Annotated in this window: 29 protein-coding genes and 6 pseudogenes; 18 read left to right on the top strand and 17 right to left on the bottom strand. The window is 53.4% G+C overall.

The genetic code is table 11. The features are described from left to right. Positions 1-274: 274 nt before the first annotated feature. The 9 genes from HDC32_RS07635 to HDC32_RS07595 form a co-directional block, all read right to left on the bottom strand. A complete protein-coding gene (locus tag HDC32_RS07635; RefSeq protein ID WP_184744122.1) occupies positions 275-655 on the bottom strand; it encodes a rhodanese-like domain-containing protein in 381 nt (126 codons plus the stop codon). 137 nt (positions 656-792) lie between these two features. Further along, positions 793-942 carry a hypothetical protein gene (locus HDC32_RS32430; RefSeq protein WP_184743295.1) on the bottom strand — a complete coding sequence of 50 codons (150 nt, stop codon included), beginning with the start codon at positions 940-942 and terminating at the stop codon, positions 793-795. Between the two features lie 42 nt (positions 943-984). Then, positions 985-1,425, bottom strand: a complete 441-nt coding sequence (locus HDC32_RS07625; RefSeq protein ID WP_184743292.1) for a group II truncated hemoglobin — start codon at positions 1,423-1,425, stop codon at positions 985-987. A gap of 11 nt (positions 1,426-1,436) precedes the next feature. Then, positions 1,437-1,724, bottom strand: coding sequence for a cyd operon YbgE family protein (locus HDC32_RS07620; protein WP_184743289.1), 288 nt, complete (start codon positions 1,722-1,724; stop codon positions 1,437-1,439). After that, positions 1,721-1,843 carry a cytochrome bd-I oxidase subunit CydX gene (gene cydX, locus HDC32_RS07615; RefSeq protein ID WP_081044185.1) on the bottom strand — a complete coding sequence of 41 codons (123 nt, stop codon included), beginning with the start codon at positions 1,841-1,843 and terminating at the stop codon, positions 1,721-1,723. Before cydX ends, HDC32_RS07620 begins: the two co-directional genes overlap by 4 nt. 22 nt (positions 1,844-1,865) lie before the next feature. After that, positions 1,866-3,002, bottom strand: a complete 1,137-nt coding sequence (cydB, locus tag HDC32_RS07610; RefSeq protein WP_145336451.1) for a cytochrome d ubiquinol oxidase subunit II — start codon at positions 3,000-3,002, stop codon at positions 1,866-1,868. Next, positions 2,995-4,566, bottom strand: coding sequence for a cytochrome ubiquinol oxidase subunit I (locus HDC32_RS07605; protein ID WP_145336449.1), 1,572 nt, complete (start codon positions 4,564-4,566; stop codon positions 2,995-2,997). The genes cydB and HDC32_RS07605 overlap by 8 nt, the downstream gene beginning before the upstream one ends. After that, a complete protein-coding gene (cydP, locus tag HDC32_RS07600; protein ID WP_167656415.1) occupies positions 4,563-4,739 on the bottom strand; it encodes a cytochrome oxidase putative small subunit CydP in 177 nt (58 codons plus the stop codon). Before cydP ends, HDC32_RS07605 begins: the two co-directional genes overlap by 4 nt. Positions 4,740-4,910: 171 nt before the next feature. Then, on the bottom strand, positions 4,911-6,236 hold the full coding sequence (locus HDC32_RS07595; protein ID WP_145336447.1) for a sigma-54-dependent Fis family transcriptional regulator: 1,326 nt from the start codon (positions 6,234-6,236) through the stop codon (positions 4,911-4,913). A gap of 235 nt (positions 6,237-6,471) precedes the next feature. Here HDC32_RS07595 and HDC32_RS07590 point away from each other — a divergent pair, with 235 nt between their 5' ends. The 8 genes and pseudogenes from HDC32_RS07590 (at position 6,472) to HDC32_RS07555 (ending at position 11,658) form a co-directional block, all read left to right on the top strand. Beyond that, complete coding sequence (locus HDC32_RS07590; protein WP_145336445.1) at positions 6,472-7,350, top strand: MBL fold metallo-hydrolase; 879 nt, start codon at positions 6,472-6,474, stop codon at positions 7,348-7,350. 52 nt (positions 7,351-7,402) lie between these two features. Further along, on the top strand, positions 7,403-9,073 hold the full coding sequence (locus HDC32_RS07585; RefSeq protein ID WP_184743286.1) for a bifunctional protein tyrosine phosphatase family protein/NAD(P)/FAD-dependent oxidoreductase: 1,671 nt from the start codon (positions 7,403-7,405) through the stop codon (positions 9,071-9,073). 28 nt (positions 9,074-9,101) lie between these two features. Continuing rightward, positions 9,102-9,905, top strand: a complete 804-nt coding sequence (locus HDC32_RS07580; protein ID WP_167656412.1) for a sulfite exporter TauE/SafE family protein — start codon at positions 9,102-9,104, stop codon at positions 9,903-9,905. 187 nt (positions 9,906-10,092) lie between these two features. Next, the gene (locus HDC32_RS32425; protein WP_409438465.1) at positions 10,093-10,335 is read left to right on the top strand and encodes a hypothetical protein; all 243 of its coding nucleotides are present in this window, start codon (positions 10,093-10,095) and stop codon (positions 10,333-10,335) included. A 13-nt stretch (positions 10,336-10,348) separates the two neighbouring features. Further along, complete coding sequence (locus tag HDC32_RS07570; protein ID WP_047229595.1) at positions 10,349-10,537, top strand: DUF2892 domain-containing protein; 189 nt, start codon at positions 10,349-10,351, stop codon at positions 10,535-10,537. Positions 10,538-10,673: 136 nt separating this feature from the next. Further along, positions 10,674-10,913, top strand: a pseudogene (locus HDC32_RS07565) (MBL fold metallo-hydrolase); the annotation flags it as partial. 97 nt (positions 10,914-11,010) lie between these two features. After that, the gene (locus HDC32_RS07560) at positions 11,011-11,235 is read left to right on the top strand and encodes a hypothetical protein (protein WP_184743283.1); all 225 of its coding nucleotides are present in this window, start codon (positions 11,011-11,013) and stop codon (positions 11,233-11,235) included. 6 nt (positions 11,236-11,241) lie between these two features. Beyond that, a complete protein-coding gene (locus HDC32_RS07555; RefSeq protein WP_184743281.1) occupies positions 11,242-11,658 on the top strand; it encodes a hypothetical protein in 417 nt (138 codons plus the stop codon). A 206-nt stretch (positions 11,659-11,864) separates the two neighbouring features. Here HDC32_RS07555 and HDC32_RS32420 read toward each other — a convergent pair whose 3' ends face one another. Next, positions 11,865-12,062 (bottom strand): hypothetical protein, encoded by a 198-nt coding sequence (locus tag HDC32_RS32420; RefSeq protein WP_409438466.1) that lies wholly within the window; start codon positions 12,060-12,062, stop codon positions 11,865-11,867. A gap of 34 nt (positions 12,063-12,096) precedes the next feature. Here HDC32_RS32420 and HDC32_RS32415 point away from each other — a divergent pair. The 8 genes and pseudogenes from HDC32_RS32415 to HDC32_RS07515 form a co-directional block, all read left to right on the top strand. Beyond that, positions 12,097-12,261, top strand: a pseudogene (locus tag HDC32_RS32415) (IS4 family transposase); the annotation flags it as partial. Between the two features lie 922 nt (positions 12,262-13,183). After that, positions 13,184-13,321, top strand: a pseudogene (locus HDC32_RS07545) (ParA family protein); the annotation flags it as partial. After that, a pseudogene (locus tag HDC32_RS07540) lies at positions 13,266-13,448 on the top strand (DnaB-like helicase N-terminal domain-containing protein); the annotation flags it as partial. The pseudogenes HDC32_RS07545 and HDC32_RS07540, both read left to right, overlap by 56 nt. Positions 13,449-13,560: 112 nt before the next feature. Beyond that, complete coding sequence (locus HDC32_RS07535) at positions 13,561-14,016, top strand: hypothetical protein (RefSeq protein ID WP_131699855.1); 456 nt, start codon at positions 13,561-13,563, stop codon at positions 14,014-14,016. A 598-nt stretch (positions 14,017-14,614) separates the two neighbouring features. Next, positions 14,615-14,866: pseudogene (tnpA, locus tag HDC32_RS32410) on the top strand (IS66-like element accessory protein TnpA); the annotation flags it as partial. Between the two features lie 76 nt (positions 14,867-14,942). Further along, the gene (tnpB, locus tag HDC32_RS07525; protein ID WP_184743276.1) at positions 14,943-15,278 is read left to right on the top strand and encodes an IS66 family insertion sequence element accessory protein TnpB; all 336 of its coding nucleotides are present in this window, start codon (positions 14,943-14,945) and stop codon (positions 15,276-15,278) included. An 81-nt stretch (positions 15,279-15,359) separates the two neighbouring features. Then, positions 15,360-16,846: pseudogene (tnpC, locus tag HDC32_RS07520) on the top strand (IS66 family transposase). A gap of 68 nt (positions 16,847-16,914) precedes the next feature. Then, positions 16,915-17,403: a GNAT family N-acetyltransferase gene (locus tag HDC32_RS07515; protein WP_184743273.1), complete on the top strand. Its 489-nt coding sequence runs from the start codon at positions 16,915-16,917 to the stop codon at positions 17,401-17,403. 597 nt (positions 17,404-18,000) lie between these two features. Here the strand turns inward: HDC32_RS07515 and HDC32_RS07510 are convergent. After that, the gene (locus HDC32_RS07510; RefSeq protein WP_167656446.1) at positions 18,001-18,627 is read right to left on the bottom strand and encodes a DUF1349 domain-containing protein; all 627 of its coding nucleotides are present in this window, start codon (positions 18,625-18,627) and stop codon (positions 18,001-18,003) included. 101 nt (positions 18,628-18,728) lie between these two features. Beyond that, complete coding sequence (locus HDC32_RS07505) at positions 18,729-19,046, bottom strand: hypothetical protein (RefSeq protein ID WP_184744172.1); 318 nt, start codon at positions 19,044-19,046, stop codon at positions 18,729-18,731. Positions 19,047-19,221: 175 nt separating this feature from the next. On the opposite strand from HDC32_RS07505, the gene HDC32_RS07500 reads away from it, so the two are divergent. Further along, positions 19,222-20,004: a DUF4253 domain-containing protein gene (locus HDC32_RS07500; protein ID WP_260403582.1), complete on the top strand. Its 783-nt coding sequence runs from the start codon at positions 19,222-19,224 to the stop codon at positions 20,002-20,004. Between the two features lie 300 nt (positions 20,005-20,304). Here HDC32_RS07500 and HDC32_RS07495 read toward each other — a convergent pair whose 3' ends face one another. The 5 genes from HDC32_RS07495 to HDC32_RS32045 form a co-directional block, all read right to left on the bottom strand. Then, positions 20,305-21,444, bottom strand: coding sequence for a hypothetical protein (locus HDC32_RS07495; RefSeq protein WP_131699854.1), 1,140 nt, complete (start codon positions 21,442-21,444; stop codon positions 20,305-20,307). 253 nt (positions 21,445-21,697) lie between these two features. Beyond that, positions 21,698-22,789: a bifunctional transcriptional activator/DNA repair enzyme AdaA gene (locus tag HDC32_RS07490; protein ID WP_184743270.1), complete on the bottom strand. Its 1,092-nt coding sequence runs from the start codon at positions 22,787-22,789 to the stop codon at positions 21,698-21,700. Positions 22,790-22,887: 98 nt separating this feature from the next. Further along, on the bottom strand, positions 22,888-23,709 hold the full coding sequence (locus tag HDC32_RS07485; protein WP_184743268.1) for an isocitrate lyase/phosphoenolpyruvate mutase family protein: 822 nt from the start codon (positions 23,707-23,709) through the stop codon (positions 22,888-22,890). A 461-nt stretch (positions 23,710-24,170) separates the two neighbouring features. Continuing rightward, positions 24,171-24,899, bottom strand: coding sequence for an OBAP family protein (locus tag HDC32_RS07480; protein WP_371920974.1), 729 nt, complete (start codon positions 24,897-24,899; stop codon positions 24,171-24,173). 62 nt (positions 24,900-24,961) lie between these two features. Next, positions 24,962-25,090 carry a hypothetical protein gene (locus tag HDC32_RS32045; RefSeq protein WP_260403581.1) on the bottom strand — a complete coding sequence of 43 codons (129 nt, stop codon included), beginning with the start codon at positions 25,088-25,090 and terminating at the stop codon, positions 24,962-24,964. Between the two features lie 511 nt (positions 25,091-25,601). On the opposite strand from HDC32_RS32045, the gene HDC32_RS07475 reads away from it, so the two are divergent. Then, on the top strand, positions 25,602-26,867 hold the full coding sequence (locus HDC32_RS07475) for an APC family permease (protein ID WP_167656445.1): 1,266 nt from the start codon (positions 25,602-25,604) through the stop codon (positions 26,865-26,867). The last annotated feature ends 8 nt before the right edge of the window (positions 26,868-26,875 follow it).

The raw sequence follows: 26,875 nt of genomic DNA, 5'->3' as shown, positions 1-26,875 counted from the left end.
CTGCTCCTGATGGCAGCTATCAACAATGAGACTCGGAACCTGCGATCAGTTGGTTTTGACGTTCTAGACGGAGCAATGCTGTTAAAGTTAGTTTTCGATACAACTACCGTACCTTGAGATTTGAGGTCTGGGTGGATATGTAATATCCGGCCAGCGGATGGCCGATATACCGATGCAGATAAAATTTAGGTGGACACCATCCTTAGAACTTATACGCAACGTTCTCTTGGCTTGAGTAGCACCATTAGCGCTGACTCCACTTGAAGATAAGATGTTAATCTAAGTTTGGCATATGAGGAATGACAATTGGCTTGTCTGCACTCATCCAGGCATCAAATCCGCCGGTAATCGATTTAACATGCAGGTAACCCATATTTTTCATTGATGCGGCCGCCAGTGCGGCACGGCCACTTGTTTTGCAATAAAGCACAATTTTAAGCTCTCGAGAATTTAGGGCGCTGTCGTTAGTAAGTTTAAATTCCAGCATGCCGCGCGACGCATGTATCGCACCTGAAATGTAACCAGCAGCATACTCATCCGCTTCACGCACATCGATAAGTACATCTGCATCCTGGATAGCTTGGTCTGCGTCTTTGATGGCGACCTCTTCGATCAGTGCTTTCGCCTCAGTTACTAGGTCATGGGCATTCTTTATCATGATATTTTAAAGATCCAATTAAGAGAGGTGATTATTCTGCTGGGTGAGACAGCATTGGAAAACCATCTGGGCATAGATACGCGCCAGATGATTACTCCGTTTATTTCAAGAAAACCCCGAAGAAGTTACAGCGACTAGGTCGAGTAGTGCCAATCGATCGTATCGTAACCTTCGGCGGCACGATTTTCGGCGGCCTCGGCAGTCTTCGGTGGCGGTACGATGACCGGTAAGCCAGGGCACCAGGTTTCGGGCGTAGCAATACTATTCTCATCCGGTGTTTGCATGGCCGTTAACAACCGTACTGACACTGAAAATAAGCGCGACGCTCAGACGCGTGTCGCAATACCTGTATTTTGCCCATCAGTATTAATCATATGATCGGCCATTTCGGAAAACATACGTTGCAGCTTGCTATTTAGCGCTATGTCATTCACCTGCTCATCAATTGCCTGACGCATGCACAGCATCCATTCGTCGCGTTCAACAGTACCGACTGCAAAGGGGGCATGCCGCATGCGCAGACGCGGGTGGCCTCGCTCCAGTTGGAACAACGGTGGGCCGCCAAACCAGCCACTGAGGAACTTAAATAAACTGTCAGCACTGTCGGCGAGACTCGATGGATGCATCAGGCGCACCACTCGCGCTTCAGATAGAGTATCCATCAGGTTGTAAAAGCGGTTGACGAGTTTACGGACGCCTGATTCACCCCCTAACTGGAGATAAATACTAGCGCTGTCTTTATATGGGACACTCAAGAGTTCACTCATGTCGTCGGTCCTCAATGTAGAAACTTTACCCAGCCAGCAAGCGCAAGTGCCGCAAAGCAGGTCCAGCCTGAAAAAAGCCAACGCCAGACGAGCATCCGCGGGACAAAACCCACACCTCTCACGAAGGCCACACTCATGGCCGCAAACAACGCAGTAGCCAGCACATGGTCAGCTTTCCCATCGGGGGCCGCCATCATGGGGGGATAGAGCGTACAGGCGAGCATGATCGCAACAGCGATAACCAGACTCAGCACATTGATCCGTGAGGAGGGTGGAGCGTTAGCGACACGCGGCATCATGTCCGCGTCTCCTCATTGTCGCTCAAGGCTCGGCCACCTTCGTTCTCGCCCCACATCGCATTCAATATAGCCAGTAGCAATGCAAAACCGACTCCCAGCATCCAGGCGAAATACCACATAGTCTTTACTCCTTTGCTGGCACTAGTAGGCTGAATGTTCGTTGGCTTTGATGTGTGCAACGGTGACCTTGCCCCGCATAACGCGATACGCCCACGAGGTGTAAATCACGATAAGTGGCATGAAGATCAACGTGGCCCAGAACATGATGGCTAGGCTTAAATGACTGGAGACGCTGTCCCACACGGTAAGGCTTGCCGCAGGTACTGTTGATGACGGCATGATGAATGGAAACATCGACACACCCGCCGTGCTGATGACTGCGATCACCGCAAGCGATGAGGCAACAAACGCCGAAAGTGTGCGACGCATCATCAGCAACATGGCGGCACCTGCTGCGCCAACCAATCCCAGTACGGGCAACAGCCACAACAACGGATAATGACCATAGTTAGCCATCCATGCGCCCGCTTCGCGCACCACGGACTTGTTAAGAATATCGGGCAGTCCGGCGGTATCAACCAACGATGTAATGCGATAACCGTCGATCCATTGCAGCCAGATGCCGGCCGCTGTAAACGAGCACGCCAATACGATTGCCGCCCCCACCGCACCTTTGATTGCCCTGGCCTGGATAACACCTTCAGTGCGATGTGCCAGATAAGCGCCGCCCTGCAAGGTGATCATTGCACTACTCACCACGCCGGTCAGAAGCGCAAAGGGATTTAGCAGTTGCCAGAAACTGCCGGTATAAGTCGACACTAGAAGATCGTTGAAGTGGAACGGCACACCTTGCAACAAGTTGCCGAACGCGATCCCGAACACCAGGGGCGGCACGGCCCCACCCACAAAAAGCCCCCAATCCCAGGTGCTGCGCCAAGTGGAATTGTGAATCTTGCTGCGATAGTCAAAACCTACCGGGCGAAAGAACAGCGCCCATAGGACCAGAATCATCGCCCAATAGAATCCGCTGAATGCGGTGGCGTACACCACAGGCCACGCCGCGAACAATGCGCCGCCCGCAGTGATGAACCAAACCTGATTGCCATCCCAGTGCGGACCAACGGTGTTGATAACAACGCGCCGCTCCAGGTCGTTGCGGCCAACAAAGGGCAGTAGCGTGCCAACCCCCATATCGTGACCGTCCATGATGGCGAATCCGATCAGCAGCACGCCGACCAGCGCCCACCAGATAATTTTCAGGGTGAAGTAATCAAGCATGGTGGAGTTCCTTCAAATGGGCGTCGTGAACATAACGGCCGGTACCGAGGCTGCCAGGACCTTGACGGGCAAACTTGACCATCAGGAACATTTCAACCACCAGCAGCACGGTGTAGAAAACGATGAATCCCGCCAGCGAGCCATAGAGGTTGTTGACGCTGAGGGTGGAAACACTCATGTGGGTCGGTAGGACGCCGTAGATGGTCCATGGCTGACGGCCGTATTCAGCGACGAACCAGCCCAACTCGCAGGCAATCCATGGCGCAGGCAGCATGCAAAGTGCCCAACGCAGTAACCAGCGGTTTCGCGTGCAGGTCGACTTCAGGGTGCTCCAGAAGGCAAGCCCGAAGAGCATAAGCATGGCAAAGCCAAGGCCGACCATGATCCGGAACGCCCAGAACATAGGTGTCACGCGCGGTACGGTATCGTTTACAGCTTTTTCGATAATGGCCGGCGTAGCCTGGTTAACGTCTTCGACATACTTTTTAAGCAGCAGGCCAAAGCCCAGATCGGCTTTGTATTCTTCGAATGTCTGGAAGGCCACCGAATCGCTGCGGTTGGCCCTTAGGGCCTCAAGCGCATTGACGGCGGTAATGCCGCGGAGAATTCGAGCGCGGTTTTTTTCCTTAATGTCATGTATGCCTGGAATTTGCTTGCTGACTGACCGGGTGCCAATCAAGCCCATTACCCATGGCACTTCAACTTCCCAGTTATTTTTAGACTCGGCTTCGTTGATGCTGGCCACCAGTGTCAGGCCCGCTGGCGCAGGCTTTGTTTCCCACATCGCCTCCATGGCTGCCAGCTTGGTTTGCTGCGCTTCACCCACCGTGTAACCTGACTCATCACCCAGCACGATCACGCTGAGCACTGATGCCAGACCGAAGGCGGCCGCCACCCGGAAGCTGCGCTTGGCAAACTCGACATCACGATTCTTGAGTAAATACCAACTGGAAATCGACAGCACAAACATCGAGCCGGTGACGTAACCTGCGGAGACGGTGTGCACAAACTTGGCCTGCGCAACCGGGTTGAAAACGACCGCCCAAAAATCAACCATCTCCATGCGCATGGTGATGTAACTGAACTCTGAACCCACCGGGTTCTGCATCCATCCATTGGCGATCAAAATCCACAATGCTGAAAGGTTTGTACCGATCGCCATCAGTAGTGTGACCAGCAAGTGATGCTCTCTCTTCAGACGATCCCAACCAAAGAAAAACAGGCCGATCATGGTCGATTCGAGGAAGAACGCCATCAAGCCTTCGATGGCCAGTGGGGCACCGAAGATGTCGCCGACGTAGTGCGAGTAATATGCCCAGTTGGTACCGAACTGAAATTCCAGGGTGATACCCGTAGTCACCCCGAGGGCGAAGTTGATGCCGAACAGCTTGCCCCAGAAGCGCGTCATGTCTTTCCAGATGACATTCCCGGTCATCACATAGACGCTTTCCATGATGACCAGCAGCCACACCATGCCAACCGTGAGCGGTACAAAAAGAAAGTGGTAAAGCGCAGTGGCTGCAAACTGCAGCCGAGACAGATCCACCAGTTGTTCTGAAATCACTTGTTTGCCCCTTGAGTCGAGGTGGGTACACCGAACCTGTCGCCGATGGCGTTCGAGTCGACGCTGACGTGCGAATCCCGGATGAACAGCCACCACAGCACTGTCAGCACCAGTAGCTTGATCAGTACTGCTGTGAGCAGATGGCGCCGCAGTCGTTTGTCGGAAATGTTCATGACTATGCAGTTAGCACACGGCGTGCCAAGGGAGGCTTTGTTATGTTTATCGTTTAATAACAGTAACTTATTAGTGAATCCGCCAAGGCAGTGGATGCCATGGCAGGTTAATACGCTGCCAATCTGCCAGAGTGGCAGTCATTGGCAGTCGTGGGGTGTGAGCGCTAGCGACTAGGCCAACCCTTGTTCTTTCAGTCGTCTGTACAACGTACGCTCGCTAATCCCCATTTGCTTGGCCAGCTCGCGGCGGGAACCTTTAAACGTCGCGAGTGCGTGTACCAGCGTGCTGCCGTCTAAAGGAGGGGACGTCGAAGGCTGAGGAGGTATCACGACGCTGGGCTGGGGTAAATGTATGGAGCGGATCACTCCATCGTCAGCGAACAGACTGGCTCTTTCTAGAACATTGCGTAACTCACGGATATTGCCGGGCCAGGAAAGCCGCTGCAATTGTGTCAGAGCATCCGCATCTATCGTCAGCCGGCGCTTGCCTATACCGGCACGTTGTAAAAACGAATTCACGAGCAAACCAATGTCTTCAACTCGGTTACGCAAGGGGGGTAACAGAATTGGAAAAGCGCTGATGCGGTAGTACAGGTCCTGCCTGAACTCACCTCTCTCCATCATTTTTTCCAGTGGTTTGTGGGTCGCAGCAATTAACCTGAAGTTGGCGTGAAGGGTCTCGACACTGCCGACACGGCGATAGGTGCCCGATTCGATCAGGCGCAACAGTTTCACCTGCATTGCCAGTGGAACATCGCCAATCTCATCAAGGAACAACGTGCCGCCCTGGGCCGTTTCGACCAAACCAGGTTTGCGCGTGGTCGCACCGGTGAATGCTCCTTTTTCATGGCCGAACAGCTCGCTCTCAAACAACGTTTCGGTCAATCCTGAGCAATCTACGACTACAAAGGGTCCAGTGGCCCGCTCGCTGGTTTCATGTACCGCGCGAGCGAACAACTCTTTGCCCGTACCTGACTCGCCTAACAGCAGTACCGGCAGCATTGATGGTGCGACCCGCTGCAGCTCAGACAGGGCGAGGTTAAACGCTGGTGAACAGCCCACCAGCCCTTCGTTGCTGGGGCGCGCTGAGGCGCTTCGGACCAGTGTGAGACGCTCCACATACGCAGTAATTACTCCGTGCTCGTCTAGGATCGGCCGCAATTCGACGTCGACATGCTCAGGCCCCCGAGGCGTGTGGTGAATGTGCAAAACACGATCCGGCCCGCGCAATTCCTGCGCCTTTTTCATCGGACAATTCTCACCCGCCTGATCACATGGGACGTCGTAATGGTGTGAGATTTGATAGCACTTATGACCGATAAAGGATTTGTCAGCGCTGCCAAACTGGCGCTGATAGGCAGTGTTGGCAGCGAGGATGTTGTACTCCGGATCGAGCACGATCATCGGCTGGGGTTCGTGCTCAAGAAACGAAACAAGCGACTGCACTTGATCCGGGTGTGGGAGTGAGTTGTCCGGGGCGGGCAGGATGGTCTTCATGGTGGCTCCTGAGAATCCACCATCCTGTTGTGGCACTGCCAGCTCTGTCAACAGGCACTGCCAATGGCAGCGAATTTCAGAGTTTTAAAAAAACAAATTTCCTAGTAAAAATATGAAAGCTATTAAAATCAACAAGATAACCACTATTTTTCGCACGGCGCGGCCTTGGCAGGTTTATTGCTATGTCAGTCCTTAGTGTGAGCGGCTCGAGAGAAGCCCCCTAAGGAGACAGGTCATGAGCGTAAAACTTCACGTCGAAGGATTCTTCGATTCTGCTACCAATACCGTCAGCTACCTCGTGCTGGATGAAGCGACCAACCACTGCGCTTTAGTGGACAGCGTACTTGACTATGACCCTAAATCCGGCCACACCGCCACAACGTCTGCCGACAAGTTGATTGCGAGGGTGAACGAACTCAATGCGAAGGTCGACTGGATTCTTGAGACTCACGTCCACGCAGACCACCTGACGGCAGCGCCATACCTGAAGGAAAAGCTCGGTGGAAAAATAGGGATCGGCAGCCAGATTTCGACGGTGCAAGAGGTGTTCGGCACTCTGTTCAATACAGGTCGTGACATGGCCCGCGATGGAAGCCAGTTCGATCACCTGTTCGTTAATGACGAACTGTTCGCCATTGGCACGCTGCAATGCCACGCGCTCCATACACCGGGCCACACACCAGCCTGTATGACTTATGTGATCAGCAATGGGGCCGAAACGGCTGCATTCGTCGGCGATACCTTGTTTATGCCGGACTACGGTACCGCACGCTGTGATTTTCCCGGTGGCGATGCGCGTACGTTGTTCCAGTCAATCAACAAGGTATTGAGTCTGCCGGCCAATACCTTGCTGTACATGTGCCACGACTACCAGCCAGATGGCCGCGAGGTGCAGTTCGTCAGTACCGTTGCAGACCAACGCGCGCACAACGTTCATGTGCGTAATGGGATCAGTGAGGAGGAGTTTGTGGCGATGCGTACAAAGCGTGATGCATCGATGGACATGCCAACGCTGATCCTGCCATCGGTGCAGGTCAACATGCGAGCCGGGCACTTGCCTGAGCCTGAAGCGAACGGGACGCGCTACCTGAAAATCCCACTCGACGTCGCCTGACGTTGCCTCCCCTAAAAAACCTATAAGAAAAATATCCATAACGGAGACCTTTATGGACATTCGCTGCCTTGCGCCTGGACTGTCGGTATCAGAACAGATTTTTCCCAACCAATTAGCTGAACTAAAAGAAGCCGGTTTTCGCGCCATAGTGTGTAACCGTCCCGATGGCGAAGGCGGCGATCAGCCCTTATTTGCCGAAATAAAACGTACGGCCCAAGCGATCGGTATTGAGGCGCACTACCTTCCCGCTGAATCAGGAAAAGTAACCGACGAGCAAGGTATTGCCTTCGGCAAGCTGCTTGAAACGCTTCCAAAACCGGTGTTGGCCTATTGCCGTTCCGGCATGCGCTCGACAACGATGTGGGCACTGTCACAAGCGGGCCAACACCCCCTGCCACATATCGTCGAGACAGCTAAAAAAGCCGGGTTTGATATGAAAGGCGTCATTCGCCGGATTGCGAATCAGGGGCGCACACCGGTCGAAGTGGCTGAGGCGCAGCATACCGTGGTCATCATCGGGGGCGGTGCGGCGGGTATCGCGACCGCATCCAGTTTACTGGCGCGAGATCCTCGACTCGACGTTGCCATAATCGACCCGGCAGATGTGCACTACTACCAGCCAGGCTGGACACTTGTCGGCAGTGGTGTCTTCGATGCGCCCCAAACTGCCCACACGATGGGTACGACCATCCCCCGAGGAGTGCACTGGATCAAGTCGGCGGTCGCCGCTTTCGAACCCGAGAGAAATGCCGTCATTCTTGATGGATGCAGAGTCGTCAAATACGAGCAACTGATCGTGTGCCCTGGCCTGAAGCTCAATTGGCATGCAATCGAGGGTTTGTCGGACACCCTGGGCCGCAATGGCGTGACGTCAAACTACCTGTACCAACTTGCCCCTTATACGTGGGAGCTGGTGCAGCAACTTCACGGCGGGCGAGCCATTTTCACGCAACCACCCATGCCGATCAAATGTGCCGGGGCGCCGCAAAAAGCAATGTACCTCTCTGCCGATCATTGGAAACGTACCGGTGTATTGGACAACGTCGAGATCGAGTTTTGCAGCGCCGGCGCGGTGTTGTTCGGAGTTCCCGACTATGTGCCCGCACTGATGGAATACATCACTGCTTATGGTATCGACCTGAATTTCGGCAACACGCTCACCAGCGTGGATGGTCCCGCGCGGACTGCAACATTCAACTGCGTTAGTCCGGATGGCAGCGCCCATCTTGTTACGCGCGACTTCGATCTCCTTCATGTTGTGCCACCGCAGATTGCGCCGGATTTTGTCCGAGTCAGCCCTCTTGTTGATGCGACCGGCTGGATCGATGTCGACCCTGCCACTCTGCGTCATAAAACCTGGGTAAATATTCACGCGCTGGGAGACGCCGCCAACTCCAGCAATGCCAAAACCGCAGCGGCTGCACGCAAGCAGGCTCCCGTTGTTGCCCATAATGTGTTGGCTGCAATGGGTAAAGCAAAAGGCAGTGCCCATTACGACGGTTACGGCTCCTGCCCGCTGACGGTTGAACGCGGCAAGATCGTACTGGCGGAGTTCACCTATGGCGGCAAGGTCGCCCCCAGTTTCCCATCCTGGCTGATTGACGGTACCCGGCCATCGAGGCTGGCATGGCTGCTCAAGGAGCGAATTCTTCCACCGCTGTACTGGAAGGGAATGCTCAAGGGTCGTGAATGGATGGCCAAACCTGAGATGGCTGACGTATGAAACCAGACCTGAAAGCAAGGAGACTGAGATGATCATCGTCTTACTGCTCGGGCTTACTGTTGGAGTCATTCTGGCGCTGACCGGCGCTGGCGGAGGAATACTGGCGGTTCCATTGCTGGTGTTTGGGGCGGGGTTGAGCATGGCCGAGGCTGGGCCGATCGGTTTACTGGCTGTCGGTTTAGCCGCGACCCTGGGTGCCGTGATGGGACTCAAAAACGGTACCGTCCGTTATAAAGCCGCGCTCTTAGTTGCAGGCGCGGGGATCGTCTGTTCTCCACTTGGTCTTTGGCTGGCGCAGCGCACGCCTAACCGTCCATTGACGATCATGTTCGCCTTCGTGCTGATGTACGTTGCGTTTCGGGTCTATCAACGATCGCTCGCGCCGTCCACGGAGTCCAAGCCCCCCGTCACCTCCAAACCACCACCTTGTCTATTGGACGTCGACCGAGGAAAGCTTAACTGGACTGGTCCGTGTGCATGGGCACTCGCCGTCTCTGGAATTGTCGCCGGCGGGCTTTCTGGCTTGCTCGGCGTGGGCGGTGGCTTTGTGATGGTGCCGGCCCTCCAGCGCTACACCAATTTGACCGCTCAGTCAGTGCTTGCAACGTCTCTGGCCGTTATTGCGCTGGTTTCAATTTCCGGCGTTGCTGCAAGCTCGGCAGCTGGGCACTTACAGTGGGCTGTTGCCATTCCATTTTCCATTGGAGCATTAGCCGGCATGATCTGCGGGCGCTTGGTCGCTGCCAAACTGTCGGGGCCAAACTTACAAAAAGGGTTTGCCCTCGTATCTGCGGGGGTTGCAGTGGCGTTGCTGGTAAAAGCTATTCAGTAGATCAAGTGGGCGGGGCACTTGCCCGCCTGTTAAGGGCTGTCCTGAAAAGCCTTCAGCTAATCCATGACTGCCAGATCCGGCGGCAATGGTTCTTCTGATGGTATTTATCTCGGTCGCCGCACTGCCCCATTTTCTGGGCCGCTACTGCGGAACTGGATTGAACCTACCGTCAAGAAGGATAGGACTCATGAACGACAGCACTCGTGTGAATTTGCGTTTGGAGCAACAGCAAAACTATCGCTGCACGCTGCACTTCGAAGAAGGTGCGCCAACTCTGACCGTGGATGAGCCACCACCACTGGGTGAGGCTGTTGGCCCCAGCCCCGCAGTGGCAACTCTGCTGACAGGACGCTGGCAAGTGATCGTATTCATGTTGGCCATGGTGGCCGGCATGTTCTTTACTGCGCTGGAGACCCAGCGCAGCCATTGATCGGGAGATCGCCATGAAAGCGAACATTGGAACCATTGACCGTAGCCTGCGCATTGTCGCCGGTCTGCTTCTCATTGGCCTCAGCCTGTCCGGTGTGATCGGCGTGTGGGGTTGGATAGGTTTAGTGCCGCTGGCCACTGGCATTTTCCGTTTTTGCCCTGTCTATACGTTGCTAGGCATCAAAACCTGTAACCGTTGCTGAGCGACAACCGTTGCACACTAGCGGGCGCCTGAAGGTGCCCGTGGTGGTTTAGGTACGAAGCACTGATCACGGTTCCTTACCAGAGCCCGTTGGTAGATCAGCACTCCACTTCGTATATCGAAAAGAGAATTCCATCATGAAACCACATGTAGAAGCTTTTTTTGACACCGCTACGTATACCTACAGCTATGTTGTCAGTGACCCGACTACAGGGCACTGCGCCATTATCGACTCTGTGCTCGATTACGATCCCACATCAGGTCACACCTCTTGCAAAAGCGCGGAACTTTTAATTACCTACGTGCGTGAGCAAACCCTTACGGTGGAGTGGTTATTAGAAACCCATGTATATGCCGACCATCTTTCTGGACTGCCTCCGACACCGTAGACATCTCCAGCCTATGCTTCATTGTCCTGCTCAGAGCTGCTACAAGGGAGCTCCCATCAGCACAAAAGATGGTCCTGCAATAAAAATGGACCCAGCGGATCACGAAAAAACTTCAAGCTACGGTGGCTCAAAGCCAGCTGAAGCTTATCGAGCCAAGCAAGAAGAACTGCTTAGTCAGGGGAAGCTTAAAGAGGCTATGCAAATGGATATTGATGATATTAGGCGTCAGTTTGGTAATAAGTATGATGAGGGCATCAAGCAGATGCTTGAATACGCATCAAAACTGGATTCCAACGACTTTAAGAGGTAAAAAATTATGCTCTTAAAGTTTATTTCAGTCGGCTGTGTTGGTCCTCTTCAATCAGGGATGAGCCGTGAAAAAGTGCGCGAGGTGTTGGGAGGTGATTTTTCTGCTTTTAAAAAAACAGCGGATGATGGAAATGAAACGGAAGACTATAGTGTGCATCGAGTTCATGTCTATTATGATGCTGATGACCGCTTGGAAGGTGCCGAGTTTTTGAGAGGTAGTGAGTTTTATTTCAATAATATAAAGGTTGTAGGAGAGCGTTACTCTTTTTTGAGTGAGTTGTTGATTAAAGAAAATGTACGAATTGATGTTAGTGCATCCGGCTTCAAGATACGCGAACTTGGATTGAGTTTTTATGTTCCAGATATTGGTGATTACGAGGTTGATGCGTTGATTAAGTCAGTTTATGTTGATTTTAAGAGTTAGCAGTAGTTGACGTAAAGTTACACTATGATAAAAGAATATTGGGGGGCACGATTATTTGATTTTGCGGGAAATGGGACAGATCCTGAGGAATCCCCACAAAACTTTCTTGCAGGTCAGTTAGATATCTTGAGTGGCCTGCATGAGTCGGGCAGTTTGGTAGTCGCCAGGCAAACCAATACCCGAGACTCATGCAGGTCGTACGATTCTTACACAAGGCATTTTTCCAAGCACTCCCCACTCTGCACCGCAAGCGCCTGAACGCCCTGATGAGCTGCGTCAGCGCTTTGCTGTACCGGCGCCGTCTGACGCTGACTGATCTGGGCAGATTTATGCCCAGCAGAGCTTACACCAAGCATTCGATCAAACGTTTGGATCGCGTGCTCGGTCACGTTCAGCTGCAACATGAACGTCCGCCGTTCTACTGGAAAATGCTCACTTCACTTCCAGAGCAACAGCATCAGGCAGAAACCGGTGCTCTCACTCTGGCGTCTCGGCCTCGAATACTTGAGATGCTCCACCATCGGATTGTCCTGCTCGAAATTGGCGGATATGGAGCTATCGCTGCGCGATGAAGTGCACCGGCAAGCTCAGAGACTGGAGTAGATTTGTGGGGATTCCTCAGGGGCTGACCTCAATTTTTCAAGTGAATATTTCCTCTTCTCTTCAGGTTTGGAGAGATATTAGAATGCTAAGGGATCAGGCCTGATATGCGTCCTGATGACTAGGAGAAAATAGGCGGGCAGTTGAAAGGGTTTGTGAGGGCGTTGAAAAGCTTTTCATTATTTCCGATTTTGATTTTTATAATCTAAATTTAATAAAGGGGCTCAGCTTGCAGCGTGAAAATACGGGAGGCGGTTGAAACTTACAAGTTTAGTCTGGAGATGCTTTATGCGTCTAAGTAGTCGGAGTTTGAAGTTGTTTTAGAGTTTACGGGGGTTCGTCGCTTAAGCGTTCCTGATGTGTGTGGAAGTTTTTACTTAAGCGAACTTGAAATGGAGGATGTCTCAGCTGATCAGCTTGAGGGCGTTAAATACAGTCTGAAAGCCTATGGAGGCACAGGGTTTGAAGTGCTCGCTCGGGGATTTTCAGTTGTAAGCTGCAAGTCGCGTCATTAACGCTGGGCCGAGTGGTGTTTACCTGAATGTTCTGCCATCGAAACACAGGGGGCGTCGGTCCATGAGCTGACTGCCGCCGCCTCCTTTTCCTACACCTCATTGCTTTGCCACGCTTTGACAACCCAATCCAACCACGACTAACTTTCGTGGCGTGCTGCGTTCATGCGGCTCACGCTATGCAGCAACCCTATCTCTCCACCACGTTCTTCCGTGGCACCGTTGCGACTAACAGCTAGCAAATGACTGTTAATCATTGGGTCCCTGGTTCGAGTCCAGGTCGTGGAGCCAGATAGGGAAAAGCCTGCAGCGATGCAGGCTTTTTTTTGCCTTGGATTTTTCCGGGGGGATCAAAGCGCACAGCGTGACCTGCATGAAAGCATCTCAAATCCTACGATTCCGAGGTCAATATCATGAAAGTCACTGCGGTCGTTTCAACCAAAGGCGGGCCGGGTAAAACCACGGTTGGCGTCAATCTGAGCGCGTTCTGCGCCGATGCAGGGATCCGTACCCTGCTCATCGATCTGGATAATCAGCTGTCTCTGTCGTCGACATGAGGCCGAGCAAGGCGTGATTGCTGGCCTGATGCTCGACAATTCCACATGGGACCTCATCGCGGACGTCCTCTCTGCGGACGATTTCTTCAGACGTGATCACCGTCTGATTTACCAGGCAATCCATAAGTGGAACAGACTAAATGTCGTGGTAGTCTTCAAGTATGCCCCAATGCCAACGGACTGTTCTTATATGGGGTAGTCCGCAGCGTTGGTTTTTTCATAGGAGGTTTCGCATGTCCTGGAAGTCAAACCTTGTCGTGCTTGCGCTGTCTGCTGTTGCCATTTCGGCGGAGGCCCAATCCGATCGTGAAGTGGTCGAGGATATGGTTACTCGCTCGGCCAATATCTGCCCAGGTCACAGCACCGAGCGGACCACGCCCACGGTAAAGGCGGTGCCTGTAGGCGCGTTGCGGGTCATGCTTGACCGCGGTTTGGTCATGTGCCCCGACCGGCGCCTTGACGCCGACGCGCCGGCTGTGTTCTACGGTAGAGTGGGGGTCTTCGAATGGAACCCCGATGTGCAAGCAAGCTCGGAGGTGATCGTCAAGCAGATCGACGTCATGACCCGCAAGGACGAATTCCCATCGGACACCTTGGTTTGGGATACCAAGGGTATGCCACTTGAGCAGCACACTGTGCCCGCTTTCGAACCCAAGCCAGGGGCCGCTGTGCTGTACCAGATCCGGTAAATTTTGACTTGAATCGTCAGGTTCGCGCCGGTTAGCGACCGTTACTTTGATTAGCCATCCTTGTCTTTCCACAGTGAAGGACTTGCAATGGCCGATTTCTGATTGTCGCGAAGGGCTCAAGCCGACACTTAGCTGACGTTCACTGCGCGCACCGACTGACTCGGTGGTTGGCCTTCTCGCGTATGAATCGTTCCTAGGCAGTAGCATAGGAACGGTAAGCGTTCGGCCAAGTCATCGTCTTGATATTAGCGCTCGGGCTCCAATCGACTATCAGTGATATCCACGGCCTCGTCGCAGGACTATCAGGTCAGCTTATCAATCAATTTTTCAACGATCTCTTTGTCGGGTTTCTCGCGCTAATCGGGGTCTTGCGGATCGAATTTGAAACGGACGCCAATGAGGTCCACCGGGACTCCCACAAATTTGATGTCGTCCAAGTAAATGGGGATAACGTGTGTTTGCGCTGACGCCGAATTGACCCCATGGCCGATGCAACGTATGCGTCCGGCCAACACACCTTCCTGACCCCGACACCAAAGGCGATGGTGTCCACCTGATTTGAGTGGACACCATTTCTAGCCTTTTAAGCGGGTCTTCCATGCAGCCACAACGCCGTTCCTACTCTAAATCCTTCAAGGCCCAGGTCATTCAAGAGTGCGCCCAGCCCGGTGCCTCGATTGCCAATGTCGCGCTGAGCCACAGCCTCAACGCGAATCTCGTCCATAAATGGATTCGAGTGCAAACGCCGAAAACCATGGCGCTGCAACCTGCTTTCATTCCGCTGCCCTTGCAACCTATCGGGGCAAGATCGGAAGCCACGTCGTCGACTATCTGCCTCGAAATCCCACACCCGCGCGGCACCGTCAAAGTGAACTGGCCGACCGAAAGCGCTGCTGCCTGCGCGACTTTTCGCGAGACCTGTTGCGATGATCCGCATCGACTCCATCTGGCTTGCCACCGAACCTATGGACATGCGAGCCGGCACCGACACCGCTCTGGCGCGGGTGGTGGCGGTGTTCGGTGCGGCTCAGCCGCACTGTGCTTATCTGTTTGCCAACCGCCGCGCCAATCGCATGAAAGTGCTGGTGCACGATGGGTTGGGTATCTGGCTGGCGGCGCGCCGCCTGCATCAAGGCAAGTTCTTCTGGCCGGGTTCTCGACACGGTTCTCAGATGGAATTGGGTGCCGAACAACTGCATGCCCTGGTGCTAGGTTTGCCATGGCAAAGAGTCGGGCCTGGCAGCGCAATTTCCATCGTATAACGTCTGCCATGACCACCCAGGCCGTGCAATTGTCCGATGAGCCTATCGTCGGTTTTAGCCGACTCTGGCAAAATCGGCAGCATGACTTCGCGCCCCAATCTCGACCAACTAACCCCTAAACAACTGCGCGCTCTGGCGGCGCAATTGATGCAGCGCGTCGAGAGTCTCGATCAGAAAGTCGAGACCATGGGCCAGAAGATCCACCGCGACCAAACGGTTATCGAAAAGCTGACCCACGAGATTGCGCAGCTCAAGCGCTTCAAGTTCGCCAAGCGCAGCGAGCAATTGAGCCCGGATCAAGCCAGTCTGGTGGATGACCTGATCAATACCGACATTGCAGCCATCGAAGCCGAACTTGAAGCGCTGAAGCTTGCTCCCGCCTCGACCGAGGTTCGGCAAAAACCTAAACGCACTGCCTTGCCGCCGCAGTTTCCGCGCACTCTGATCCATCACGAACCGGACAACAGCCATTGCCAGTGCGGCTGCGCTCTCAAGCGTATCGGCGAGGATGTCAGCGAGAAACTCGACTACACGCCGGGCGTGTTCACCGTTGAGCGGCACATCCGTGGAAAATGGGTCTGCGATCAGTGCGAAACCCTGATTCAGGCACCGGTTCCGGCCCATGTCATGATCGCCAAGTTCGCTGACCACTTGCCGCTCTACCGCCAGGAGTCGATTTTCGGTCGAGCCGGTTTGGCCATCGCCCGCTCGACTCCGGCGCAATGGGTCGGCAACTGTGGCCTGCAGTTGCAGCCGCTGGTCGATGCCTTGCGCGACGCGGTGCTTGGGCATGACGTGATTCATGCCGATGAAACGCCGGTGCAGATGCTCACGCCGGGCGCGAAGAAAACCCATCGCGCCTATGTCTGGGCCTACGCCACTAGCCAGTTCTCGGACTTGGCAGCGGTCGTTTACGACTTCAGCCCCAGCCGCGCCGGAGAACACGCCCGCAACTTCCTGCAAGACTGGAAGGGTAAGCTGGTCTGCGATGATTTTGGCGGCTATAAAGCCAGCTTTGAACTCGGTGTCACCGAGATCGGCTGCATGGCCCATGCACGGCGCAAGTTCTTCGAGCTGCACGCCACCAACAAGAGCCAGCTTGCCTAGCAGGCCCTGCGCTACATCCAGTTACTGTACAAATCGAGAGTGAAGTCCGCGACTTGGAGCCGGATTTACGGCGCCGAATACGGCAAGAAAAAGCCGTGCCGGTGATGGATGCCCTGCATGCCTGGATGATCGCCTAGCGCCAGATCGTGCACGACGGCTTGGATTACACCCTCAAACGCTGGATGGCTCTGTCGCGCTATCTCGATGACGGCGCCGTACCCATTGACAATAATTGGGCAGAGAACCAGATCCGACCATGGGCTCTTGGACGCAAGAACTGGCTCTTCGCAGGGTCACTGCGCAGCGGCAAACGGGCAGCGGCGATCATGAGTTTGATCCAGTCTGCGCGACTCAACGGGCATGATCCGTATGCTTATTTGAAGGACGTCCTCACGCGCCTGCCGACGCAGCGGGCAAGTGAGATTGCGGAACTGTTGCCGTATCAATGGGTGCCCCGATAACCAGGCAAGGTGTTTGAGCAAATAGTAGTGAGCTAGAATGCCGAATGCATAGACCTCAAGGACGCGCGATGATATTGCAACACAGGCCAGTGAAGGCTGATGACATCAAAACTATCTGTAGCTTTCCCCTTAACGCTCAGGAACTGTTTTATATGTTCCCGAAAGCTCAATACCCTCTGACTGAAGCTCAGCTGTCTAACGCTATTACTCAACGATTCGACTCGACGATTGTCGAAGCCGGGAATAGCGTCGTCGGCTTTGCTAACTTTTATCGGGCTGAAACGGGTGGTGTTTGCTGTATCGGCAATGTCATCGTTGCCCAAGAGGCACGAGGTAAAGGTGTGGCGACCTTCATCGTGGAGACGATGACTGCTCTGGCGTTCGACCGCTATGACGCCACAGAGGTGCAGATCTCGTGCTTCAATGAAAATACAGCAGGCTTGCTGCTTTATCCAAAACTAGGCTTCTTGCCCTTTGCTGTCGAAGAGAGAACCTCTATGGATAGTCGTAGATCAGCACTTATCCATATGACCCGCAGCAGAGCAGCTCGACCATAACCTCACCTTGAAAGCCTGGTTAATGCAGCTGCTTTTAGGTATTCAGTCAGCTGCTTTGTTTCTGGTGTGTCAGTGCTGAGTGGGCAACGCTGTGCAGCCTAAGGATCAAGGGATGGGATTACTGGACGGTTACGATGCAACGCTGACCCGACACCAATCGGCGAAAAATCTAAGAGTGGTAGTGGTTCACAAGGTAGGAGCCTGGGTCAGTAAAATTTCGGTAACTGGGTCAATCCTGCGCTGGCGATAACAGTGAGGGGCAACAAACGGCCCAGAGTGTGTAAAAACGCCTAATCAAAATTGAAGTACGCGCATCTACGTTAAATGTGAAATTTATCGGTACGTCAGCAGATGTGGATTTCGCGCAGATGCGCGATTTTCAATCCGGTTGTGAGTAAGGCCGAAAAGCACGACAGCAGTAACGTCAGGCCGGAAATCGCTGATTTTCTTCACATAAGAAAATAGGTGACTTGTGGGGTGGGGCATAGCGCCGGCTGTATCTGTTGATGGTGCGTTACGGAATTTTATATGTAAACATCCAGCGAATTTAACCGTCCGGGCAAGTCATCTGCTTGACCTGTCTGCTCGACATATTGACTAGCTCAAATCATGCAGGTCTCGCCCGAGAGGCTGACTCAAAGACCATTCAGAAAACTTTACCCTCAACCCTTGCCGTTCCGGTGTGCAGCACATAGGGCCAACCATATAGCGTTCCGCCTTTGGAAACGGTGCAAGCCTGAGCAATGGCCAGGTTATGCCGTCCATGGAGTATTGCAAGCGCAGCACTCCATCGGAAACGGTGACACGAAGCCAGAAATCGGTCGGGTCGCCAGAAAAGCAGCTGGGCGCCCAATCCGACGTGCCTTGTGTCAGCACGCTACTGATCATTGGCATTCCATCGTTAAATTCTATCCCTGCCTTGAGCCAGGTCTCCTCATTGAGCCTGACCATAATTCCCGCTTGATCATAAAGCTCGCGAAAATCGGCGTTAATTCTGACCTGAGCCGTAAAGCTTCCTAAGGTTGCAAACCCTAAGAAATGTCCGCTGTCGCGTATGAATCCGTAGTGCGTTTCACGCCAGAAGTCGGTGTGGGAGTCGGTAACCATCTCCAAGCTGCCGTCAGTAAAGGTCTGGTAAAGGCTCGGTTTGTTCAGCCAATTAGCAGTTCGCCAAACTGACGCTTCAATGTCCTGACTGACCTCTACAGTCTGCTTCCTATCCATCATGTTACCTCCACAATTTATTGGATGGATCTGCGTTGCAAACCAATTCTTTCTCTGCACTGGCTCGAAGGTCACCTGCCGAGCATTGGTACAGATTCAAATCACAGGGAGCGTAGACGTTGCCATTCATTCCAGCAGTCCTCCGCTATGATGTCTGGATAACCGCGCTCTTCTTCCATTGCTAATGATCCGGCTAGAATTGGGGGGGCACCTGTTACTGCCGATTGCCCAAGCGGAAGCTGCTTTAAGATACGAATCGATGGTGCTGTTTTCCCAGCCACTTGCTCCAGCTCCGTGGGGGAGGATGGAATAGTCAACGTACGCTCCTGGGCAAAGTCAGCACCAAGCGCTTCAATGAAGACTAAAAACGATTGTTCGTTGTGAACACGTTCCAACAATCCATCAAGGTCTCCACACATCAACATCATTACCTCAGGATGCGAACGTGACAGTGAGTATCGCATGCTGCCGTTTGACGATAGGGGAGTCAAACCCAGTCATATTGTCGCTTGGAAGCAGATCTTCATATGATGATCTTAGAACGCTCAGAATTACCCATTCGATTCAATAGCGACATGGAGCAGACCACAGTTTATGGATATCGAATTTCGCGGTAATGGCATGCGTGACAACCCGTCTATAGGTACATGCGATGAGTACGGCGTGAGCGGGATTACCAGCTTTGAAGATCTGACCAGAGCTCGTCGTAAGATTGCTGAGGCGCACCCAGGCTTTAAACCTCTGTTCTCGCTCGATGATCTGCACCAAGCCCGCTACACCTCGGGCCATGTGCGCAATAACCTAGGGATGGACGATGCATCGGAGCAGGACATCGCGGGCTTGCCTCCAGAGTGCTTCGAGCAGGGTGAATACATAGGCTATCCGACGACGAAAGCGGAGTTCGCGATCTGCCTTCGCAATTTCACACGGCTGGTTGCAGGCACGTCTTTTGAAGATGCTTGTGCTCATGGTTTGACGCTGGATGAGCAGGCCCTGCAGGAGTGGATCGGTTACCAGAACAACCCTATCTCTCTTCTAGAGCAGCCCCTTTCAGCTCTCCTGGTACCCGTTCAGCAGTCTTGCCAGGCACTTGCGGCTTTTCCGAATGGCTATTTCACTTCGGATCTGGATCCTGCGAAAAACTTTTCGGTTGCGCGTCATTTTTCAGAAGCGCATGGCTATGAGTTGATGGGCGTGGGTGCTTCTTACATCGGCTTCATTCGTGCTGAACCGCCTGATACATCCCTTGCTAACGTCGTAGCCAAAGACTTCTGTACGCTCTACAACACTAGCGATGAAAACCTACGGGCACGTGTTGCCAAAGTTGCGCAGGCGATCTCCGGTCGGACGCATCTTTGGCTGCGTTACGTGGAATGAGCTTCGTTCGTAGCAAAAGCCCGGCTGAGTAGATAGGGCAGCCTTGTAGGAGGGCAGTTGCTCTGCAAGTTTTGTTCGGCCCATTACGGTGGCGCTATTTAGTCGAGCCGCAAGATCTGACTGACTTACCTTTGTTGGCGAGCCGCTGTGCGCGGCCAGGCTGTCGTAAACCGAGCTCCCGCGTTCCGCCGTATCTCGGCCCTGCGGGCGTCCATCCTTCACGCCTTCGGCTGTGCCAGCCTGCGCGCTCCGCTTGCGTTGGTTACTCAGCGCGATATGGTCGATACGCCAAACTGCTCGTCATTTCCCCAATGGGGAAACCACATCTTGCCAGCCATCAATCAATTCCATATTTTGCGCAACGAGCTGGCAGGGCTTGCCAGTTGCCTTGCGACAATTGCTAAGTGCCTGCTTTCGTGCTGTCTTGAGTGAGCGCGCGCCGTAGTACCAATAAATGCTGCTACTTTCCTTAGACATTGCCATGGCTTTCTCGGTAACGCTTTGAAGATAAGCCTCAGCGCCCGCACGGTCTTCGGGGACCAGCTTCGAAAGCAGCGGCATTAATGCGCTGTCGTCCATGGCAGGAAACCGGTTGCTCCTGAGAAAATCTTCGATATGAGGCTTTAAAAGTGTATTGGCCTCTTGTTTGTAGAGCGAGTGCCCATCCTTACCGAATGGGGGTAGCGACGCCAGCTCAGCGTTACCTCCCCCCGAGCGATAACCCGCGATCATCCGACCTACAAGATCTGGGCTGAAAAACGGATCATTCTCGGCGTAAATCCAGAGCGTTGGCGTTGGGTTGTCTTTGCCGAATTTCGTGAGGTTTCGCACAAGATCAGTTTGATATAACGAGCAATTAGAGTCGGCGGAGCCCACATTTGTGTAGTGGTAAACGCCGCCAGAGATGTTAATTACCGCCGTCAATGGGTGACTTGGTTGAGCCGCGAGGTCTAGCATTGAAGCTCCGCCGATAGAGATACCAACACCTACTGCCAAGGATGGATCTACATCTGGACGCTCACGCACAGCCGCCAATGCGGCGCCAAGCTCTTTGCCATGCGCATCGAGAAATCGTGCCACGTTGGGATTGGTGCAAGTTCCCCCTTCATTCATGAAGCTTCCGGTCGAGCGGCCATAGCCGGGCCATACAATAGATGCGGCAAGCCAGCCACGGTGCGCAAAGTCGTGGGCGATATGAGCAAGCCAATCGGCATGTGCGGCGGACGGAGATGTTGCCGCCGAGCCGTTAACAATCAGTGCGATGGGGAACTTTCCCTCCTTTACGGGACGGACGATTAATGCTTCGATTTTCTCAATATGGGAGTCGATCTGGATCGGCAATAAGAGCCGTTCTTCGCTTACCAGCGCATCTGCATGAGTTTGGCTTGCAAAAAGCATCAGACCAAACGTGATAGTCCTGAAGCGTAGTATTGATTGCATTTAGAACACTCGCTGATACGTTAGAAGCCAAGCTTAAACTGGTGCGACAATAGCTGATCGTAAGGTTCTGCCCAACACGCCTTGTGGTTAGCCCGGGATGTCTCATCGCGTATCACTCAATCCAGCACCGTTGGGAAATAGGTGATATGGAATTAACCTGCTGACACGTGGGGACTTACGCAATTAGTTCTGGAGTTCGGAGGGTGTGTTTCCGGAACTCTTAAGTTGTGTCTGCGTATATTCCGATTAGCAGCTAATCCAACAGGAATTCGTTCTGTTGAGTCATTTGCAAAGCAGTCTTCTCCAAACGCAGTAAAAACTCTTTCCGGGGCTGTCCTCCGCCATATCCGGCGAGTGCACCGTTTGTCGCTATGACACGGTGGCAGGGCACGACAATAGATAAGCGATTGTGTCCATTTGCATTGCCCACTGCTTGGCTTGCACCTGGCTTACCGATGCCCCTAGCGATGGCACCGTAGGTTGAAATGGTTCCATAGTCGATTTTTAGAAGCTCTGCCCACACAAGCCTGTCAAAAGAGCTGCCTGGCATATGGAGCGGTACTGAAAAACTTTTTAGCTTTCCATCAAAATAAAGTTTTAGTTGAACTTCGATCTGCTTGATGTAGAGGTGCTCGCCAGGCGCAATTGAATACCCATGACGCCCACGCAGTTCGTTTAATTCAGCGGTTAGCGCCGGACGGTCAAGAAATTCGAGGAGTACCAAACCTCGTTCCTCTGCCATGGCAATCATTGGGCCCAACGGTGTAGTCAGATGACGATAAAGCAGGAGCGACGTTTCAGCTGCCTTACCGGGTGGCATTTGAAATGTTTTTTTGAAAGCATCTCTAAAACCACTCAATGACTCGTATCCTAAGTCAAATGCTGTGTTATCCAGCGTTTCGCCCGCAGAAATCCGGCCTAGGGCGACACCGAGCCTTCTAGAGCGCATCCATGCATGAAAAGTCATGCCAAAATTTTGTTTGAACCACCTGCGTAAGCGTAACGGATCGATACCATGCGTAGTTAGTTCAGCATCACTCCAGCGAGCGTCAGGTGATGCAGATACAGAGGCCAGTAGCCCCTTGACCCAACCTGGCGCGGAAGCCGCGAGATTCAATGGCTTGCATCGCAAGCAAGGCCGATAACCTGCTGCCATCGCTTCGTTGGCCTGTGAAAAAAACTCTACATTCTCGGGCTTTGGCTTACGTGCACCACATGTAGGGCGGCAAAAAATACCTGTAGTTTTGACAGCAGTGAAAAAAACGCCCTCGTAGGCGCTGTCGCTGCATAGCATCGCATTCACCATCTCGCTTCTGGGCGGAAGAGCGTGATTGTAAGATCTCATAGACCGTAGCCTCGTCCTCGAATGGGTGTGAAAATCGCTTTCGAGGTGCGGGAAACAGCGGCGATTTTCATGCGAATCACAGATTAATAGGTCGACGATTACTTTTCGCTTAGGTGTTTTTTTGCTGCCATGAGGCTATTCAGGTCGCCGTAGGTATATGCGTCCAATGGATACTCAAAAAGCTTTCCCGTTCGCAAGAAGCTCTTGGCGAGCGCCTTGTTGGCGCCACATAAGAATTCAGCAATGCTGGAACCAGCGCTTAGCCGTTTGACGCCTAGACTCGCCAATTCATCCAAGCCGGGTAGGCCGTTCCAGGAAAGCAGGTTGACGGGTAGCCGCGTTGCCTCGCACAGTGTAGCAATGTCGTTTTGCTCAACCATTCCGGCTGCAAAAATGCCGTCTGCACCTGCTTGCTCGAACAGCGATGCACGGAAGAGGGTCTCTGCCAATTGTCGCGCTGGCTCTACCAAACACCTCAGATAAACGTCAGTTCGTACGTTCACGAACAGATCGATTCCATGCTTGCTTGCTACCTTCTTTGCCACTTCGATTTTTCGCAAAATCAGATCGGTGCCGCCTGCTCCGTCCTCAATGTTGATTCCAACGGCTCCAGCCCTAACTACGCAATCAATAACTTTAGCAACCGACTCAAGGTCGTCGGAATAGCCCCCTTCGACATCGACCGTGAGGGGGACTGTAAGCACTCGAACTATTGACTCAACTGTAGTAGTCAGCAGTTTTAGGGGAAGTTGATTGCCATCTTGGTATCCATGCGCCCAAGCAACGGCGGCGCTGCTGGTCGCGACTGCCTTACTCCCTACGCTCTCGACAATACGTGCGGTGCCAGCATCGCTCACGTTGGCGAGTACCAACAAATTATCTTGGTGAAGGTTGCGGAAAACCGCACTTAGTGGCGTCATTCAGTGGTACCCCGGTGAGAGAAGACAGATGCAGATCGCACTATCGTAAGCGGACTACACCGACGTCTCCACCGAGAAATCGACAGTGATTTAAGAGCTAGCGAATATAGTTTTTGCGGGCTAGTGAGGGGTGAATACCTACGCAAAAGTCTGCTGAAAGACGTTGCCGTACACATCCAGTCATCGCAGGGATCGGGTAGATGACTTCCCCGGACGCTTGCGGTCCTTTTGCCTACGCGAAGTGTTTGATCAATGATCCACGTACGGGCCGACCCTCTGCACAACCAGGTCAGTTGGCTCGTCTACATCGTCGAAACTATGCGAATCAGGACAGCAGACTCTCGTTAGATCGTTCGGGGCGCGCACCCGAACGATGAGCGGGATGCCGCCTTCTCACTTCTTGAGTGAAGGCGGCAGGTGAGGGTAAGAGTCCTTGGGGTCAGTCATATTTGCGATGAACATCAGTGCTGGTGGGGAGTGTCCGTAGGATCAACGATTTGAAAAATCTTGCCCTGGTTCCATGCATCTGCGCCTGGCGCAACGACGGGCGTTGGTATGTCCGCCCGAGCTTTCTTCTTCTGCGCGCTATCTAACCCGAATCGACGATCGCGATCTGCAACCATCTGTGGATCCGCTTGCCCGTCTGCTGTAAAGCCCATCATGAGCTGAGGAACGCCAAGGGGCAGGTCTTTATTGAGGTCGGTATGCCAGGTGTGCCACGTCTTGCCGTAGGTATGGACGAGTTTTTCCATCAATGCATGCTCGGCTACCTCAGGGATCCCAGGCGCTACGAGCTGACCTGATTTCACTTCGTGAACATGACTGTGCCAAAGCGCTTGTTCGGCTTTGGGAAGACCTGCGAACAATTGTTCGCTGATGATGTACTCGACCCCCATCAGCTTGGCGTCCTTACGATTGCCATCGTAGATCACGCACTGGATAACTTCCTCGTTGAGAATCGCGCAGTAGTGGTGCGCCTCCATCTGGGCGTTCATGTGGCCGTTGTAAAAATGGAAGCCATCCAGATACGCATTCAACGCGTCTATCGGCGGACGTGATTGAAGTAGTGCAGCACCGGCATCAAGGGACTGCGTGGCGGGCGATTTGGTATCTCCAGGCGCGATTACGTTAGAGGGCGAATTGTTACCCGTACATGCGACGAGAATGGGCGCTAACAACGCCATGCTCATCGTGTTGACCCTATAGGCTTTGCGCAATCCACTCATTCGAGAGTCCCTTCAGTCGATTTAATTTAATGCGTGCCTTGTCGCTTAGATAGCTTTTCAGCACCCCATGCAGTGGCAGCGATATGGATATCTGCCAAGCAAAGAAAGTTTTTATCTGCGGGGAAATTGCCGACGACAGGTGCTATTTCAGTCATTTCCGTGCGCCTTATGCCGCCCGTCGCGACGGATAAAATCTAATCAAATGATCGTGCCGAGTAGTCCTTCAGATAATCGTGGGCGTCGCCTTGGGTGAGTTGCCGAATGAGTATCGATGCCTGTTGCCCATTAGTTTCCTACTGATCGTTATAGGCCCTAAGGAATGATGAGGAGATCGTGATAGAGATCGAATCAAACTCCGTAACGTTTGTTCCCCCCAGAGTTCATGCAATTCCTACCACCCCTTGGCTCTATGCAGACATATCTAGCCTGACGGAATGGTTCCACTTTGGAGACTACGTAGTAGTTGGTCTCTGCGCGGAGGCTTTGGACGATACCCGACCCCTCGGCAAGATATGTGAACTTTAGTCATACGCGAATTTCCATTGCTTGAGAGTGAAGCCACCTAGCTATCAGCCCGGTGATCGGCTGTCTCAACCTCAAGCCAGGAAGTTTAACGTGAAGACCTTGACCCCCAAGACCTCCCTTCGCCGCGCCGTCACCGGCCCGATGCTGTTTCTATTTATTCTCGGCGATGTTCTCGGGGCGGGCGTTTATGCCCTTGCCGGGACAATTGCGGGAGAGGTAGGTGGCGCAATATGGGTGCCCCTGCTACTCGCTCTGTTTTTCGCGATGCTTACTGCCGGTTCCTACGCAGAGCTGGTGACAAAATACCCTCACGCGGGCGCCGCTTCGGTTTTCGCTGAGAAAGCGTTCGGGTCACCACTCATTTCTTTTCTCGTGGGCTTTTGCATGCTTTCTGCTGCTGTCACAAGCGCGGCAGGTTTGTCCTTGGCGTTTGCGGGCGATTACCTAGCGGCGTTCATCCAGGTACCACCTCACATTGCGGCGCTGCTGTTCCTTGTCGTTATCGCGCTCCTGAATGCAAGGGGGATTAAAGAGTCCCTTGGAGCCAACCTAGTGATGACAGTTATTGAGCTGTCAGGCCTTCTCTTGGTCGTTGTCGCCGCAGCGTGGTATTTCCGCACAGGCGAGGCAGATTTGGGTCGCAGCCTGGAGTTCAAGCCAGGGGTCAGCCCGATGTTAGCCGTTTTGGGGGCGGCATTGATCGCCTTCTATTCGTTTGTAGGATTCGAAACATCCGCCAATCTAGCGGAAGAAATTCGAGACGTTAGAAACGTTTACCCGCGCGCGTTATTTGCCGCATTGGTAACCGCCGGAGTCGTCTACATGGCTGTCGGAGTCGCCGCATCTTCCGTACTGCCCATGGAAAAGCTGGTGGCAACCTCGGCTCCCCTTCTTGAAGTGGTTCGGGCGTCAGGTTTAAACATTCCGCCTCGCGTCTTCGCCTTCATTGCATTGATCGCGGTGGCCAATGGTGCGCTCCTTACGATGATCATGGCCAGCCGTCTAACTTACGGCATGGCCTGCCTTGGGCTCTTGCCAAAGGCGCTGAGCAGAGTGCTGCCTCAGAGACGCACCCCGTGGATAGCAATCATCGCTACCACCCTCGTAGCTATTGGACTCACGCTGACGGGAACTCTAGCTACATTGGCTGAAACCGTCGTCCTGCTCCTGCTGTTCGTATTTCTCTGCACTAATTTGTCCGTGTTAATCCTGCGCCGCGACGAGGTTGCGGAAGATCACTTTCGGGTGCCTACGTGGGTTCCGGTAATTGCTATCGTCTCGTGCTTGGTACTGCTCAGTCAGCAAAGTTTGGAAACATGGATGCGGGGAGGGGCCTTGATCCTCGTAGGCATGCTGCTTTTCGCGTGTTCAAGAGTCGCGCTACCCGCGCCAGTGGAGCCTGGTTAGTCTTGTAA

Source organism: Pseudomonas sp. JAI120 (assembly GCF_014207255.1).
Lineage (GTDB): Bacteria > Pseudomonadota > Gammaproteobacteria > Pseudomonadales > Pseudomonadaceae > Aquipseudomonas.
The sequence above is the reverse complement of the archived record's forward strand: the minus strand, read 5'-3'. Positions and strand labels throughout refer to the sequence as shown.